Raw genomic sequence first — 16,811 nt, 5'->3', positions numbered from 1 at the left:
GATGGAAGGCAAACTGCTTGAATATTACAACCGCGAGCTGGCCTATCTGCGTGAGATGGGCGCTGAATTCGCCGAACGCTATCCGAAGGTTGCCGGCAGGTTGGGCATGCGCGGTATTGAGGTCGCCGATCCTTACGTTGAGCGGATGATGGAGGGGTTTGCCTTTCTGACTTCCCGCGTGCAGCTAAAAATGGACGCCGAATTCCCGCGCTTTTCACAACGTCTGCTGGAGATGATCGCGCCCAATTATCTGGCGCCTACGCCGTCGATGGCGATAGCCGAACTGCAGCCGGACATCAATAAAGGCGATCTGAGTAAAGGTTTCGTGGTGCCGCGCGGTACGATGATGGACAGCCAGGTACTGAAGAAAAACGGCGTCACCTGTAGCTACACCACCGCGCACGATGTCACGCTGTTGCCGCTGCGTATTGAGAAAGCCGAACTTGGCGGGATCCCCGCCGATGTGCCGCTGGCCGCGCTTGGGCTCAGCCAGCGCGGCGCCGTCAGCGCTTTGCGCCTGCGTATAAGCTGTGAAGGGGCTCAACATCTTGGCCATCTGACCTTTGACCGGCTGGCGTTTTTCTTAAGCGGCCCGGATATTGAGGCGCTGCGCCTGCTGGAGCTGATTCTTGCCCACCAGGTCGGCGTGGTGTGCCAGACCACCGGGCGCGATCCGCTGCGTTTTTCGCTGAGCGAAGAGGCTATACAACAAGAGGGTTTCGCAGCCAATCAGGCGCTGTTACCGGAAGATCTTCGCAATTTTGACGGTTACCGGTTGCTGCACGAATACTTTGCCTTCCCGGCGCGCTTCCGCTTTATCAGTATTAACGGCCTCAGCAAGTTAATCGGCCAGTGCAAGGAAGAAAAATCCTTCGATATCATTATTCTGCTGGATAAAACCGACGACCGGCTGGAACAAGTGGTGGAAGCTAACCACTTCGCGTTGCACTGCACGCCGGTGATTAACCTGTTTCCGAAAATCGCCGCCCGCCAGTCGTTGAGCGACAGCCAACATGAATACCATCTGGTGGTCGATAACATCCGCCCGCTGGACTACGAAATCTATTCGGTGAGTAAAATTCACGGCAGCGCCGATGGCCACCGCGACGATCGCGAGTTCCGTCCATTCTGGAGTTCATGGAGCAAGGATGCCGGAGATTACGGCGCTTATTTTTCACTGCGCCGCGAACAGCGGGTGCTTTCCGAACACGCGCTGCGCTATGGCACGCGCACCGGCTATACCGGCTCTGAGACCTTTGTCTCACTGGTCGATGAGCAGCATGCGCCGTGGCAGGAAGATCTGCGTTACATCACCGCCGAGGTGCTGTGCACCAGCCGCGACCTGCCGTTGATGCTACAACAGGAGCTGGGGCAATTCGTGCTGGCGGATTCGCTACCGGTAAAAACATTGAAAATGCGGAGCGGCCCGACGCCGCCGCGACCGGCGCTGGCGGAAGGGCTCAGCACCTGGCGGCTGATAAGCCAGCTGCAGATGAACTATCTCAGCCTGATGGACGGTGAAAATGGCGAAGGCGCCGCGGCGCTGCGCCAGTTGCTTGGGCTGTATGCCGGGCTGGCGGAGACCGCCGTGGCCCGCCAAATCGAAGGGGTACGCCACTGCGTGCTGGAGCCGGTTCATCGCCGGGTGCCGGAGCCGGGGCCGATCGTCTTCGCCCGCGGTATCGGCATTACCTTAACCGTAGATGAGCGCGCTTTTTCCGGCGCCAGCCCGTGGCTGTTTGGCAGCGTACTGGAACGGGTCTTTGCCCGGCTGGTGTCGCTCAACAGCTTTACCGAATTCACCTTATGTAGCCAGCAGCGCGGCGAAATCGGTTACTGGGCGCCGCGAATGGGGAAAAGGGCGCTGATATGAGTGAGACGTTGGCTACCATTCATCGCCTGACGCCGCTGGCGGACGTTTTCTGGCGCGAGGTTACCGCCGCGCCCTGGCGCTACGATCTTTTTCATCTGCTGCGCCGCATTGACGCGCAAGGGGGCGAACGTTATCCGCTTGGGCGCGCGCCGCTGCCGAAATTTGAATCGCTGCGCATCGGGCAAACGCCATCAATGGGGTTTGCGCCCGCGACGCTGGCCAGCGCGCAAAAACGGGAAAATAGCGCGGTGCATGAGATATCGATTCTCAGCTTCGGTCTGTTCGGCCCCAATGGCCCGCTGCCGGTTCATATGACCGAATACGCCCGCGAGCGTATTCATCATCATCAGGACGACAGCCTGAGCGCTTTTGCCGATCTCTTTCACCACCGCCTGACACTACTGTTCTACCGCGCCTGGGCCGACGCGCAGCCAACGGTATCGTTAGACCGTGCGGATAACCGCCGCTTTGAGCGCTATCTCGCCTCACTCATCGGCATGGGTCAGCCGGGGCAACTGGAGAAGGGCGACCTGAGCCCGCATGCGCGTTTCACCCACGCAGGCCATCTCAGCCGCCATGGTCGGGATCCGGAAGGGCTGGAGAAGATCCTGCGAAATTACTTCAAAGTCCCGGTCAACATTATCAGCAACGTGCCGCAGTGGATGCCGCTGACCTCGCGAGAACAAGCGCAACTGGGGGCGGGAAGGCGTTTACCTCGCCTGGGCGTCTCGGCGTTTCTCGGCGTCGCGGTACGCGATGTTCAGCATAAATTCCGCCTTGAAATCGGCCCGCTTAGCGCCGCCGAATACGCCCGTTTTTTGCCGGGCGAAAACGCGGTGAACGAATTACACGATTGGGTCCGCCAGTATCTCGGGATCGAATATGCATGGGACGTCAGGGTACTTATCCGCGGCGATGAAGTACCCGGTACGGTCCTCAGCGGCGACGGCAAACTGGGTTACAGCACCTGGCTTGGCCGCCAGCCAGCCCCCGCGCCGCGTGGCGATTTAGTGTTTAGCGTGGAGCAGAGCGACGCCTGATGTCGTCTGCTCTCTGACACCTTTATTAATGTTATCAATGGAACCGAACATGTCAGAAATCAGCCGTGCCGTACTCTTCGGCAAACTGGATACGCTGTTGTTTACCTCGCTGGAAAGCGCAACCGCCTTTTGTAAACTGCGCGGCAACCCTTACGTTGAGCTGGTGCACTGGCTGCATCAGCTGATGCAGCAGCAGGACGGCGACCTGCAACACATTATCCGCCATTTCGCCCTTGATGAGCAGGCGCTGACCCGCGATATCATCGCGGCCCTGGATGCGCTGCCGCGCGGCGCCAGCTCGGTCTCCGACCTTTCTGAGCATATCGATAGCGCCGTCGAACGCGCGTGGGTTTATGGCTCGCTGAAATATGGCGTCAACCGCATCCGCGGCGGCCATTTGTTAATAGGGCTGCTGAAAACCTGGAATCTGGCTAACGTTCTGAAAGGCATTTCGCCGCAGTTTAGCAAAATCAATGTCGATGCCTTGAGCGAGAGCTTTGAGACGCTGCTGGCCGCCAGTAAAGAGAGCCAGCAGGCGGCGGTGGAGACGGCCAATACGGGCGCGACGCCGACGGCGCAGGGTACGCTGGCCCAGTACGGACAGAACCTGACGCTGCGGGCGCAGGAGGGCAAGATCGATCCGGTGGTTGGCCGCGATGAAGAGATCCGCCAGATGGTGGATATCCTGATGCGGCGCAGGCAGAACAACCCGCTGCTGACCGGGGAAGCCGGCGTCGGTAAAACCGCGGTAGTGGAAGGGCTGGCGCGGCGGATCGCCGCAGGCGATGTCCCGCAGCCGTTGCGTAATATTGAGCTGTGGCTGCTGGACATCGGCATGCTGCAGGCCGGTGCGGGCATGAAAGGCGAATTTGAAGCCCGTCTTCAGGCGTTAATTAACGAAGTGCAATCCAGTCCGACGCCGATCGTGCTGTTTATCGACGAGATCCACACTCTAATAGGCGCAGGCGGCCAGCAGGGCACCGGCGATGCGGCGAACCTGCTGAAGCCGGCGCTGGCGCGCGGACAGCTACGTACCATCGGCGCGACCACTTGGGCGGAGTACAAAAAATATATTGAAAAAGATCCGGCGTTGACCCGCCGTTTTCAGACGGTGCAAATCCACGAGCCGGATGAAGAGAAAGCGTTGCTGATGCTGCGCAGTACCGTATCGCCGCTGGAGAAACACCATCGGGTGCTGCTGCTTGATGAAGCAGTCAACGCGGCGGTGAAGCTGTCGCATCGTTATATTCCCGCGCGGCAGTTGCCGGATAAAGCGGTCGCGTTGCTGGATACCGCCTGCGCCCGCGTCGCCGTCAGCCAAAGCGCGCCGCCGCCGCAGTTGGAAGATTGCCTGCAGCGCATTGCCGCCCTGGATGTGGAACTGGAGATTGCCCAACGCGAGAGCCGGGTGGCGATTGGCGATGCTCAGCGCATTGAGCAACTCAAGCAGGCGCGTCAGCAGCAGGAAACCGAACGCGATACCTTGAGTCGTCGCTGGGAGCAGGAACGCGCGTTGGTTGATGAAGTCATCGCGTTGCGCGCGCAATTGCAGGAGGCTGATGACGACGCCCAGCCGGCGCTGCGCCAGACGCTTAATGAAAAACAGCTGGCGCTAAAAACCCTGCAGGGTGAGATGCCGCTGCTGTTCGCGGCGGTAGATGAGAACGTAGTGGCGGCGGTGGTCGCTGACTGGACCGGCATTCCGCTGGGGCGGATGGTCAAAAATGAAATTGACGCCGTACTGAGCCTGGCCGACACGCTCAACCAGCGAGTGATTGGCCAACGCCACGGTCTGGATCTGATCGCCAAACGTGTGCGCACTTCACGCGCGCGGCTCGACGATCCCAATAAGCCGGTCGGGGTCTTTATGCTTTGCGGGCCATCCGGCGTAGGTAAGACCGAAACCGCGCTGGCGCTGGCGGAAGCGCTGTACGGCGGCGAACAGAACGTTATCACCATCAACATGAGTGAGTTCCAGGAGGCGCATACCGTCTCGACCCTGAAGGGCGCGCCGCCGGGTTACGTGGGTTACGGCGAAGGAGGGGTGCTGACTGAAGCGGTGCGTCGCCGCCCGTATAGCGTGGTGCTGCTGGATGAAATCGAGAAGGCGCATCCGGACGTGCACGAAATCTTTTTCCAGGTGTTTGATAAAGGCTGGATGGAAGACGGTGAAGGCCGCCATATCGATTTCCGCAATACAATCATTATTTTAACGTCTAACGTCGGTACCGAGCTGATTAGCGCTATGTGTGCCGACCCGGATCTGATACCCGAGCCGGAAGCGCTGAGCGGCGCGCTGCGTCAGCCGCTGTTACAGGTCTTCCCGCCAGCGCTGCTCGGCCGCCTGCTGGTGGTGCCGTACTACCCGCTGAGCGATGCGATGCTGGGGCAAATCGTGCGCCTGCAGCTGGCGCGTATTCAGCGCCGTCTGCAGGACAATCACAACATTGTCTGCGAGATTGACGACAGCGTCGTCGAGCAGGTGGTTCAACGTTGTACCGAAGTGGAATCCGGCGGGCGTATGGTCGATGCGATTCTGACCAACACGCTGCTGCCGCAGATGAGCCAAATTCTGTTAACCGCCAACCGTAACGATGAGCAGTTTACGCAACTGCGCATCAGCTATGCGCAAGGCGAGTTTCATTGTCAGTTTGCCGCGTAACACCATCAGAAAGTGAGTCTTAAGATGACGGATCACGAAAACAATCGGACTGTCCTGAACGCGCTGCCGGTCGGGTATCGTTTTAACGAATTTGAAATAAAGGAAGTGATTGGCGGCGGCGGTTTCGGCATTGTGTATCGCGCCTGGGACCATCAGCTGGAACGTACCATCGCGATTAAAGAGTTTATGCCTTCGTCGCTGGCGGTACGTAACGAAGATATGACCCTGGTACTGCGTAGCGAGCGCTTCAGCAAAGCGTTCTCCGCCGGATTAAATAGCTTTATCCAGGAGGCGCGGCTGCTGGCGCGCTTTAATCATCCTAACTTGCTGCACGTGCTGCGCTTTTGGGTTCAGAACGACACCGCCTATATGGGCACGCTGTTTTATAGCGGCACCACCTTGAGCCGGCTGCGCGAACAGCAGCCAAACCTCATCGATGAGGCATGGATCCGCCGGATGCTGCCGATGCTATTCGGCGCCATTAAAACCATTCACGACGCCGGATATTTGCACCGTGATATCTCACCGGAAAATATCCAGATCCAGGATAACGGACTGCCGGTGCTACTCGATTTCGGTTCGGCGCGCCGGACCATCGGTAATCTCTCCGACGAAACCGAAACCATGCTGCGCCCGGGTTATGCGCCTATCGAGCAGTATACCGACGATAATGACAGCGAACAGGGCGCCTGGACCGATATTTATGCCGTCGGCGCGGTGCTGCATACGCTGATCGTGGGTTCACCGCCGCCGGTGAGCGTGGTGCGGAGTATTCAGGACAACTATCAGCCGCTGGCGGAACTGAAGCCGGCGGGTTACTCGCTGCCGCTGCTACAGGCGGTCGATAAAGCTCTGGCGCTGCGGGTGGAAGATCGTCCCCAGTCAATCGACGCGTTTGCCGAGCTGATTGAAATGCCGGTGTCCAGTATCGATGACGTCTTGTCGGTCAAAAAAACCGGCACCATGCTGGCGCTGGTCGAAGAGGAAGAACAGGCGCCGGCCGTGACAGACTGGCGGCGCTATAAGGTTCCGGGGATGGTCGCCGCAGGCGTACTGGTCGGCATTATTGCCGGCGGTATGCTGTTCAGCGGCGGCGGCAGCGAGGCGCAACCAGCACAGAGCGCCAGCACCCAGCCGCCAGCGGCGGTTACGCCGCCGGTAACAACGCAGACCGCTAACGCGCAGACCGCTCCGCCCGTTGCCGTTCAAGAGAGCAAACCTGCCGCCGCGGCGGCGCCTGTTGCTCAGGTTTACGTGCGCATGCGGGAAGGGGAAAAGCTTAAACTCAATGGCGAACCTCATAATACGCAACCGGCCACAAACGGCTTCGCCTCGCTGAAACTGGCGCCGGGACATTATGAAATTATCCTGCAGGGTAATGGACAAACCCGCGAGCAGACGCTGGAGATCGCCAAACCGGGAACCTGGCTTATTAATCCATCGAGCTAGATGGCGCAATTGAGAGCGAAATCCACCCGCCAGCAATGCACGGCGGGTGGGATAATCATTTAGCGAGATATCACTGATCAACAAGGAGTGTTTAATGACCCCAGGCTGGATTATCAACGCAGTATTGACGTTTGTTATTATTTTCATCGGCTTTTACCTTGCCAACCGCATAGTAAAAAACTCGCAACGGCGAGAGCAGCGGATTATCGAAAACGGGAACGATATCCAGGTTACGATACTCGCAATGCGGCAAACCGGATTATTTATCAACAACAATCCTGTCATTGATATGGATCTGCGGGTACAGGATTTAAATAATGGAAAAACGTGGCTTGTGGAAAAGCACCAGGAAACGGTTTTGCTAATTACCCTCGATGCCTGGCAGGTCGGAGTGACTTATGAGGCAAAACTCGAGCCAAAAGATAACGCCATTGTGTTTGTAAGAGATATTAACGATAAGCCAAAACTGACGAGTGGAAGATGAATATTTTTACTAACGTAATCGTTCTGGCCGTGGTCCTACTGTTTATTTATATTTTTGCGTCATTACTGATTCGCGATGCGAAAAATAAAAAAATCAAAGCGGCTATCCACAATGATGGCGTTGCGGTGTCTGGCACCATCACAAATGTGAGAAGCCGCTCGGGCGGTAATTCCGGGTTTATTAATATTAGCGTCGATTTTAATTACGTTAACGAAAAAGGTGAATTGCTGACCGGTCAGCGGGATATCGTTATTGATATTACGCGTATCCAAAACTTTCAACCGGGAAAGCCGATTCCGTTACGCTACTTGCGCCTTGACCCGCAACAGGTGCTGGTCGATCTGCCGAACCCACTGTTAACGCGCAGCTAGCGCTGCACAAACTGTATCCCCCTGAATGGAATAATATTATGTCTAACAGGATCACCGTTCAGCTCCCCGTTGAGGGGCTGCTTTTCTGGAAACTCAGCGGACATGAAGCCATGTCGGAAATGTTCGAGCTCAGCTTAACGCTGCTTGGCAGCGATGCGCGTCTGGATCGCAGCAAGCTGCTTGGCCAGCCGGTCACCGTGACCATCCCGACGCAAAACGCGCTGAGTTCGCGTTATTTCAACGGTAAAATTACCCGCGTGGCGGTCAGCGCCGTTGAACTGAGCGGTATCCGCTACGCCGCTTACCAACTGACCGTTGAACCCGACTTATGGCCGATGAAACGCGACCGCAACCTGCGTATATTCCAGGGGCAGACGGTACCGCAGATCATCAATACGTTGCTGAGTGAATACCAGGTCAACGTTGAGGATAAGCTGAACGGCAGTTACCGCGTCTGGGATTACTGCGTCCAGTATCAGGAAAGTAGTTTCGCCTTTATCAGCCGCCTGATGGAGCTGGAGGGGATTGCCTACCATTTCCGCCACGAGGCGGGTAAACATACGATGGTTCTGACCGATTCAGCCACCCAGCATCAACCGGTAAGCGGCTATGAAACCATTCCCTACCACCAGACGGCATCGGGCGGTATTACCACTGAAGAGGGGATCGGTCAGTGGGCGCTGGAAGATAGCGTGACGCCGGGGATTTACAGCCTCGATGACTATGATTTCCGTAAACCTAACGCCTGGCTGTTTCAGGCGCGGCAGAACCCGGCATCGCCCTCGCCGGGCAGTATCGACGTGTACGACTGGCCGGGGCGGTTTGTCGATCACGGACACGGTGAATTCTACGCCCGTATCCGCCAGGAGCGCTGGCAGGTAGAACATCAGCAGATCCAGGCGTCCGCCACCGCGGTAGGCATCGCTCCCGGCGCAACATTTACCCTAACCAATGCGCCATTCTTTAGCGATAACGGCGAATATTTGACGACTGCCGCAGATTACTATTTTGAAGAGAACAGCTACGCCAGCGGCGGTAATAGCGACATCTCGCACCAAATCCATTTTAGAGTGATCCCCTCTTCGGTAGTCTATCGCCCGGCGCAGGTAACCGACTGGCCGCGCACCTATGGCCCGCAGACGGCGAAAGTTGTCGGGCCTGAAGGGGAAAGCATCTGGACCGACAGGTATGGCCGCATCAAAGTGAAGTTTCACTGGGACCGCCATGCCAAAGGCGATGATACCAGCTCCTGCTGGGTTCGCGTGTCGAGCGCCTGGGCAGGCCAGGGCTTTGGCGGCGTGCAAATTCCCCGCGTCGGCGATGAAGTGGTCATTGATTTTATCAACGGCGATCCTGACCGCCCGATCGTCACCGGACGTGTGTATAATGAAGCCAGCATGCCGCCATGGGATCTCCCCGGCGACGCCACCCGGATGGGATTTATGACGCGGAGTAAGGATGGGAATATTGATAACAGCAGTTTCTTGTTCTTCGAAGATAATCCGGGCAATGAATCCGTCGAGATGCATTCAGAGAAAGATATGAAGATCTCGGTAGAGAATGATAAACATGTCAATATTGATGGTTGCCGTACTACCACAATAGGTAAAGAGCAAAGCGATACTGTCGTTGGTGATTCATCCTTTCATTATCAGAAGAAAAGAACAACTACAGTTGATGACGTTGAACAAATAAACCTCAATAAAACAGAAATTATAAATATTAAAGAAGGCCGAGAACTGACCATCTCTGCTGGTGGGGAAATTAATAATATTACCGGTACTCAGAAAACCAAAATAGACAAAGGTGATCAATCCACTACGATCGTTACGGGTAAGCAGGAGCTTTTTATAAATGCCGGGGGCAGGAACGCGGAAATAAAAAATGGCGATCGCTTGATAGTCAATTCAGGAGGACAACATACAGAAATTACAGGTGACGTTAATACAACGATTAACGGCAAATGGACACAAACCGTCACCGGCGGTGAAGTTTTAATCACCTCACCAAATAAAATCACCATACACAGCGACACCGAAGTTAACCTTGATACACCATACTGGGTCACCAATGCACATGGTCACCAGGAAAGTTATGTAGGTATATCGTTGGGATTAACAGGTACAGGTATTGATATGAAAGGCCTCAGCATATCGCTGACCCCATTAAGTTTCGGATTGACAGGGATGAAATTAGAAAATAACCCTGTTACTATACATTTTGATAACGGTATAAAAACCCGCGTGGCTGGTGTGGAATTTGATTCGCTTGCTATGAGTCTGCATGCGGCTGCAGTGTTTATGTTTATTTAGAGGGATATATGAGAATTGTCACAAACCTAATCGTATTAGCTGTTGTAATTCTTTTTATTTATATTTTTGCGTCTCTTCTCATTCGCGATTTCAAAAATAAGAAATTGAAAGAAGGCATTCAGACGGATGGTGTAAGTGTTCTGGGAACTATTACTGGTGTTCGTAGTCGCTCAGGTGGTAACTCAGGGTTTATTAACATTACAGTTAAGTTCAATTATGTTATCGAGAATGGTACAACATTAGAGGGAGAGGCTGATACCGTTATTGATGCAATGAAAATAAATGATTTTCAGCCCGGGGAAAAGATACCGTTGAGTTATTCGAAAAAAGAACCTCATAAATACATCCTGACTATCCCTAAACCCAATCTAAGACGTAAGTAATGCATTTCAGAATTCAATACAACATATAAGGTTATTGGTGGACACTTAGAGTCGGTTCTCTAAGTGTCAGTGATTACTTAGATGTATAACACAGTAAATCACTGTGAAGCACAACCATGATTTATGATACAGGGATTAGAATACTCAATCGAGAACCTGATATTCGCACTGTCCATATTTGATTGATAATAACAGAGCCAACATTGAACTTCATTTACCAACACTCATTATTAATTATAATAGCATCCGTTTTATTTAGTTTTTTCTTGATATTCAGTTAGTTACGTGGCATCAAAGGACAAGGGGGAGACCTCACTGAAATAAAGAACTGGTTAAGCCGTGAGCGCTGGTCCGGTGAGATCAAAAACGCATCTCTGGTAAGTTGGCGTCAAACTAACGCGACCAATAATTTCGATTATTATTTTGTATTTACCTTTGATGCGAACATTGAGGGTACGACAAAACAGTATAATGCTGCCGCCGTAGTACGTGCTTCAGAAATCCCAAAAAATTAAAGCCGGGGCTTCAATTAACTATAAAGCATGAGGGCGTTCCGCCAAAACGAATGGCTGTTATGGATGTGGATTATGAATAAATAGTCGGCTGGACTTACTATGTCTGTGGTCATTCATATGGCCACTTAGAAATACTCACAATATGTCTAATTGGAGATATGGAGTAAGCTATCGATGATGGTTTTTGTTAATAGCACGGATGCAACCCTATGAATGTTATCACGGAACCATCTTTTATCTTTGGCATTGTGATGACAATCATAGCATTAGGTATATCATTTGCTGCATTCAAACCGAATAAAACTGAAGTCTCAGCAATTAAAAACTGGTTGTCGAGAGATAAGTGGTCCGGTCAAACAATCCAGGTCCCGGTAGAATCATGGCGTCAGACAGAAACAAAATACGGCAATGATTATATTTATGATTTCTATTTTAGTGCAAACATAAACGGTTCTGTGAAAAAATACATTGCGAAAGGCATTGTGAGACCTAATGACATTCATAAATTAAAGAAAGGAATGTTATTATCAGTAAAGTACAGTAATCACACGCCTGTAAAGATCGCGGTTATTGCTGTCAATTATTAAATTGTAAGCCATGAGCAAATAAGGCTTGTCACGATGGATATACTCTTTTTTGTCGTCATGGGGTTGATTGCCCTGGTGTTTGGTGTCTATCCCATGGCCCGCTTTCTTTATCAGGATGTTTATCCGTATTTAAAGGATATTTTCACCCACAGTGAGGTCCTGCAATCAGGGATTGCGGTCAACGCGGATATCATTGCCGCACACCAGACCAGCGCCTGGAGCGGAAGTAAACCGGTCTATCGTCTCACCTTTAAATTTAAGACCCGCGAGCAGGTGGAAGTCCAGGCTAGCCTGAATCACACCCTGAATTTCAGCGACATTGAACGTTTTAAGCCGGGTAATGGCACAACGATTAAATACGATCCGGCGAACCCGCAGAGAATTGCGCTATACGACAGGCCGCTTTTTTTGTAATCCCGCTATTTTCCCATGCACGAGTCTCATTTCACTGATTACTCAGCAACGTACAAAGACCTCCTATGAAAATCATTAAACCCTTACGTCTGAGCGTACTGAACCGGCCATTCCGCTGGCAGGGCAAAAATTATCTTGGCGTTTCGGTGCTGGCGTTGGCGGATATGGGGCCAAACCCGCAGCTGCGCCCCGAGATGGAACTGTGGCAGCTTGCCGCCGACGAACTGCAAACCAGCGGCGGCGTGGTGGATATGGCCATCCCTAAAGTCCGCGCCGAATTTCTTGCCACCGGTTTTGCCTATACCCATCATCAGCAGGAAAAAAGCGCCTGCGTGGCGCGCATCGATATCGACAAACTGAGTAAGTCGTTGGTGGTGTTCGGCGATCGCGAGTGGACGGGGCAACGTATGACCCGACCGCAGCCGTTCAGCGAAATGCGCCTCGACTGGAGCCGCGCCTTTGGCGGCGGTGATTATGCCGACAACCCGCACGGTCTTGGTGTCGCGCCGGTAAAACAGCAGGGGCGCGAGCATCATCCTCTGCCGAATATTGAACCACTGGAGGGAAGAGTAAGCTCGCCGCAGCAGAAACCGCAGCCGGCAAGTTTTGGCCCGTTGGATATTCAGTGGCCGCGGCGCTTTAGCCGAATGGGCAAAAAATATGATGCCAGTTGGCTACAACAGGAGTTTCCCGGTTTTGCCCGCGATATTGACTGGAAAGTCTTTAACGCCGCCAGTTCGGATCAATGGTGGGAGGATCGGGATACCTTGCCGCCAGGGGCGAAATGGCGGATCTGGAATATGCATCCTGAGAAATCAATGCAGGAGGGCCAGTTGCCGCCGTGGCAGGCTCGCTGTTTTATTCATCGCCAGCGCGCGGATGAAACGCTATTCGAAGAAATTGCCTTACGCGCCACCACGGTATGGTTCTTTCCCCATCGGGAACAGATGATGCTTATCTGGCAGGGGCACATTCGTATCAATGAAGACGATGCCGCCGACGTCCTGCAGCTGATCCCGGCGCTGGAAAAAGAGGGTGCCGCCCGTTCGCTTAATCACTATCGCAAGGTACTGGCCCAGCGAATGGATAAAGAGAAGGGCGCGCTCTTCTCCTTTCGCGAAAAGGATCTCATACCGGAAGAGACCATCGGCCCGTGGATCGACAATGAAATTGAACAGTCGCCGAGTCCGCAGCAGGAGAATATGAAAAACCGCGCTCGTCTGCTGCGTGAACAGCACCGCGCCGCCATCGAAGCCAGCGGCGGTGATATCGATAGCCTGTTGGCGGATATCGACGAGCCCACGTTGCCTAAGCTTGAAGACCTGCCGGAGTTTATCGCCGACATGGAGCGTCAGGCGCAGGAAATGGAGAATGATGCACAACAGCGCAAGCGTGAGATGGAGGCGCACTATCCGCAGTTGAATAACGATGAAAACCAACCGCGCGGCCCCGAATCCATGCACCGGATGCAGGAGATGCTGCATCAGCACCAGCAGGAATTGAGCGAGAAAAAGCGCGCGCAAACGCGCGAGGCGCTACATCAGATGTACCGGGCCGCGGTACAGCATCAGCCGCCGGCGGTCCGGCTGAAGGGCGATCTGGCGATGATCCTGCGCCAACGCGCCGAGCGTACCATGGCGCAGGGCGGCAATTTTAGCGGGATGGATCTGACCGGCGTTGATTTTTCCGGCATGGATTTTCGCGGCGCCAATTTTGAAAAGGCGTTACTGGAATGCGCGGACCTCAGCCACTGTCAGCTGGATAACGCCTCTTTTCAGGGGGCCGTGCTGGCCAGAACGGAGCTACAGCATTCGTCGCTGCGTAACTGTGATTTTAGCGGCGCCAGCCTGGTACTGGCGGAGTGCCATCAAAGCGACTTCACCGGCGCTCGCTTTGAAGATAGTCAGCTACAGAACGCGCTGTTTGCGCAATGCATTTTCGATAACGCGACGCTAAAAACGCTGATCCTTCGGGAAATCAGCCTGATTGACTGCCGTTTTCAGCGCGCCGAGCTGGATGGCTGCGTCTTTATGGAACTGACGCTGGCACAACCTGATTTCAGCCACGCGCGGCTGCACAAATGCTCGTTTTTACAATCTGAACTGGAGCATGCCATTTTCCATCAGGCGACGCTGGAAAGCTGTTCGCTGGTGCAGACCATAGCGGAGCGCGCTGATTTTAGCGCTGCAACATGGCTAGCCAGCGCTGCGGTTTCGGAATGCTCACTTATCGGCGCCGACTTCAGCCACGCGACGCTGCAGCAGAGCAATTTGCGCCAGACGCCATTACAGGGCGCGCGCTTTGGGCTGGCAAAAATCGAAAACAGCGATCTGAGTGAGGCCGATTGCCGTGATGCCAGCTTTGTGCGCGCGAATCTGGTCGGCAGTCTGTTTGTTCGCACCGATTTTCGCGAGGCCGATTTTACCGACGCCAACCTGATGGGCGCGCTGCTGCAAAAAAGCCAGCTTGCCGGAGCCAATTTCGAAGGCGCCAATCTGTTCCGCGCCGATCTTTCACAATCCTTTACCAGTAAAACCACGCGGCTGGACGGCGCATGGACCAAACGCATTAAAATCTTGCCGAAGCGCGATGGAGTAGTGATATGACGATACTGAGCCCGGAGGAGATCGTTCAGCGCATCAAAAACGGCGAGCCACTCAATGAAATATCGCTGGATGGTATCAACCTGCAGGGCTGCGATCTTTCCGGCGGACTGTTTCAGGAGGTGTCGCTACGCGGCGCTAATCTGCAAAATGCCAATCTGCATGAAACCCTGTTTACCGAGTGCCAGCTGCAGAACCTGCAGCTGCAAGGCGCCCAACTTAAGCAGACGACCTTCAATCAGTGTGAAATGGTCCATCTTCAGGCCGCCGAAACCACGCTTGATAGTTGCGTGTTTAATCAGTGCGACCTACAAGAGAGCGATTTCTCGGCGACGACGCTGCAAAGCAGCCAGTTTATGCGTTGCCAGATGAGCAGGAGCCGTTTTCGCGGTTCAACGCTGGAACGCAGCGTGTTTTATGAGGCTGATCTGACTCACGCCAGCTTTGCGCAAAGCCGCGGTCTGTTGACCACCTTTTACCATATCGATTTGCGGGACACCGCGCTGGACGGAATGCAGTGCGACCGGCTGGTGTTTTTCCAGTGCGATCAGCGCGGCAAAGACTATTCAAGGCAGGGTTTTACCGGCTGCCAGTTCACCGATTGTCCGCTGGACGGCGCGAAGTTTAACGGCGCCCAGCTAACCCAGTGCAATTTCAAAGGCGCGTCATTGCGTGAAGCAGAGCTCAATCAGGTGAACGCCAGCCAGGCGCTGTTTATGGAGGCCGATCTGCGCGGCGCCCAGTGTCGCGGCAGCCTGTTCGACCAGGCGATATTTGTCGGCGCGATACTGGAGCAGGCCGACTTTAGCCAGAGCAGGTTGTTCCAGAGCGTTTTACAGCGGGTTCAGGCCGCCGGGGCGCGATTCGCGCTCTGCGATCTGACGTGGAGCGATTTTTCCGCCGCCGACCTGCGCCAGGCGGATCTGCGCGGTGCGACCTTTTCCCGCACCCGGCTGCATCGCGCCCGCCAGGACGAAGCGCTGTTTACCGGCCGCCAGGGGATCCTGGAATACGATGAAGAGTTATTAGCCGCTGAGGCGTGGAGCGCCCAGCGCCACAGCCGTTGTTAAGGAGACAACAGATGACAACCATTAATCACAAACTGGCCCAGGCGGTGATGCCGCCGGCGCAGGCTTCCGGCACGGTGACCCATTGCTTTGCCGACGGTAGCGTGACCGTCGAGAGCGAAGGGCGCGGCTGGCACTGTCGGCGAGCGGTCAGTTGTCTGATCGCGCCGCGGGCTGGGGATCGCGTACTCATCAGCAGCGTGGACAACCAGATCTGGCTGTTAGCGGTGCTGGAGCGTGATGAAAGCCGCCAGGCGGAGCTCAGCGTACCGGGTGACCTGCATATTCAAAGTCAGGGAGAACTCAGCCTCAGCGGTCAGCGCCTGTGCGTCAATGCCGCGCAGGGGGACTGCCATATCAGCGAGATGAACTACAGCGGCGATAAGCTCTCGGCATGGGTGACGCTGTCACGTATTGTAGGCAAACGTGCCGAATCGGTCTGGCAAACGGTGACGCAAATTAGCCACAATCTGCTGCGCACTACCCGGCAGACCGAGCAGGTTCGCGCTGGGCAGTTGGATATGAAAGCGGAAGATTACGCCCGCCTGCATGCGCACAATACGGTTATCACCTCAAAAGCGATCACCAAAGTCGATTCAGAACAGATCCACATGGGCTAAGGAGCTAATCATGTTTGCTAACTGCCAGCTATTCGGTGTCGATTTAGCCTTCCCCGACGTCTGTCTGACGCCGATGCCGGCGCCAACGCCGATTCCCTATCCGGACATCGCGCTGGGGCCGACGGCGATCCCTAACGCGCTCAATATTCTGTTTATGGGCATGCCCGCGCACAATATGGCGACGGTGACGCCGCTCACCAACGGCGATAACCCCGGCGTGGCGACCGGGGTGGCGTCAGGTACGGTGATGGGGCCGTCGCGTCATCTGACCGGCGCATTTACCGTGCTGCTGAAAGGCACGCCGGCGACGCGTCTAACCAGCGTTAGCCTGCAAAATTCGACAAATGCGGTCGGTATGCGCATCGTACCCAGCCAGTTCAAGGTATTGATGCTGGCGCCGTAAGCTGTCGGCTATGCGAGAAAACGATTAC

14 protein-coding genes are annotated in these 16,811 nt (G+C 54.7%); all 14 read left to right on the top strand.

From position 1 onward, the window contains the following. Position 1: 1 nt before the first annotated feature. Complete coding sequence (tssF, locus tag PGR29_RS01570) at positions 2–1,873, top strand: type VI secretion system baseplate subunit TssF (RefSeq protein ID WP_015705451.1); 1,872 nt, start codon at positions 2–4, stop codon at positions 1,871–1,873. Further along, the gene (tssG, locus tag PGR29_RS01565) at positions 1,870–2,913 is read left to right on the top strand and encodes a type VI secretion system baseplate subunit TssG (RefSeq protein ID WP_087860805.1); all 1,044 of its coding nucleotides are present in this window, start codon (positions 1,870–1,872) and stop codon (positions 2,911–2,913) included. Before tssF ends, tssG begins: the two co-directional genes overlap by 4 nt. A gap of 49 nt (positions 2,914–2,962) precedes the next feature. Then, positions 2,963–5,575, top strand: a complete 2,613-nt coding sequence (tssH, locus tag PGR29_RS01560; protein WP_271032537.1) for a type VI secretion system ATPase TssH — start codon at positions 2,963–2,965, stop codon at positions 5,573–5,575. Positions 5,576–5,599: 24 nt separating this feature from the next. Next, complete coding sequence (locus PGR29_RS01555) at positions 5,600–7,024, top strand: serine/threonine protein kinase (protein ID WP_316423920.1); 1,425 nt, start codon at positions 5,600–5,602, stop codon at positions 7,022–7,024. A gap of 94 nt (positions 7,025–7,118) precedes the next feature. Beyond that, positions 7,119–7,508 carry a hypothetical protein gene (locus PGR29_RS01550; RefSeq protein WP_020078763.1) on the top strand — a complete coding sequence of 130 codons (390 nt, stop codon included), beginning with the start codon at positions 7,119–7,121 and terminating at the stop codon, positions 7,506–7,508. Then, the gene (locus PGR29_RS01545; protein WP_045394304.1) at positions 7,505–7,879 is read left to right on the top strand and encodes a DUF3592 domain-containing protein; all 375 of its coding nucleotides are present in this window, start codon (positions 7,505–7,507) and stop codon (positions 7,877–7,879) included. The genes PGR29_RS01550 and PGR29_RS01545 overlap by 4 nt, the downstream gene beginning before the upstream one ends. Positions 7,880–7,917: 38 nt before the next feature. Then, on the top strand, positions 7,918–10,191 hold the full coding sequence (locus tag PGR29_RS01540) for a type VI secretion system Vgr family protein (protein ID WP_316423919.1): 2,274 nt from the start codon (positions 7,918–7,920) through the stop codon (positions 10,189–10,191). 8 nt (positions 10,192–10,199) lie between these two features. Continuing rightward, entirely contained in the window at positions 10,200–10,574 is a 375-nt protein-coding gene (locus PGR29_RS01535) for a DUF3592 domain-containing protein (RefSeq protein WP_045382186.1), read from the top strand. Between the two features lie 724 nt (positions 10,575–11,298). Continuing rightward, positions 11,299–11,676, top strand: a complete 378-nt coding sequence (locus tag PGR29_RS01530) for a hypothetical protein (RefSeq protein ID WP_316423918.1) — start codon at positions 11,299–11,301, stop codon at positions 11,674–11,676. Between the two features lie 33 nt (positions 11,677–11,709). Next, a complete protein-coding gene (locus PGR29_RS01525) occupies positions 11,710–12,090 on the top strand; it encodes a DUF3592 domain-containing protein (RefSeq protein ID WP_316423917.1) in 381 nt (126 codons plus the stop codon). A gap of 65 nt (positions 12,091–12,155) precedes the next feature. Further along, positions 12,156–14,696, top strand: a complete 2,541-nt coding sequence (locus PGR29_RS01520) for a DUF2169 family type VI secretion system accessory protein (protein WP_316423916.1) — start codon at positions 12,156–12,158, stop codon at positions 14,694–14,696. After that, on the top strand, positions 14,693–15,763 hold the full coding sequence (locus tag PGR29_RS01515; RefSeq protein WP_316423914.1) for a pentapeptide repeat-containing protein: 1,071 nt from the start codon (positions 14,693–14,695) through the stop codon (positions 15,761–15,763). Before PGR29_RS01520 ends, PGR29_RS01515 begins: the two co-directional genes overlap by 4 nt. Before the next feature lie 11 nt (positions 15,764–15,774). Continuing rightward, entirely contained in the window at positions 15,775–16,380 is a 606-nt protein-coding gene (locus PGR29_RS01510; RefSeq protein ID WP_316423913.1) for a DUF3540 domain-containing protein, read from the top strand. A 10-nt stretch (positions 16,381–16,390) separates the two neighbouring features. Then, entirely contained in the window at positions 16,391–16,783 is a 393-nt protein-coding gene (locus tag PGR29_RS01505; protein WP_015366584.1) for a DUF4150 domain-containing protein, read from the top strand. The last annotated feature ends 28 nt before the right edge of the window (positions 16,784–16,811 follow it).

Source organism: Klebsiella sp. 141203, from assembly GCF_032601985.1.
GTDB lineage: Bacteria > Pseudomonadota > Gammaproteobacteria > Enterobacterales > Enterobacteriaceae > Klebsiella > Klebsiella aerogenes.
This window is presented reverse-complemented; position numbering and strand designations above follow the sequence as displayed.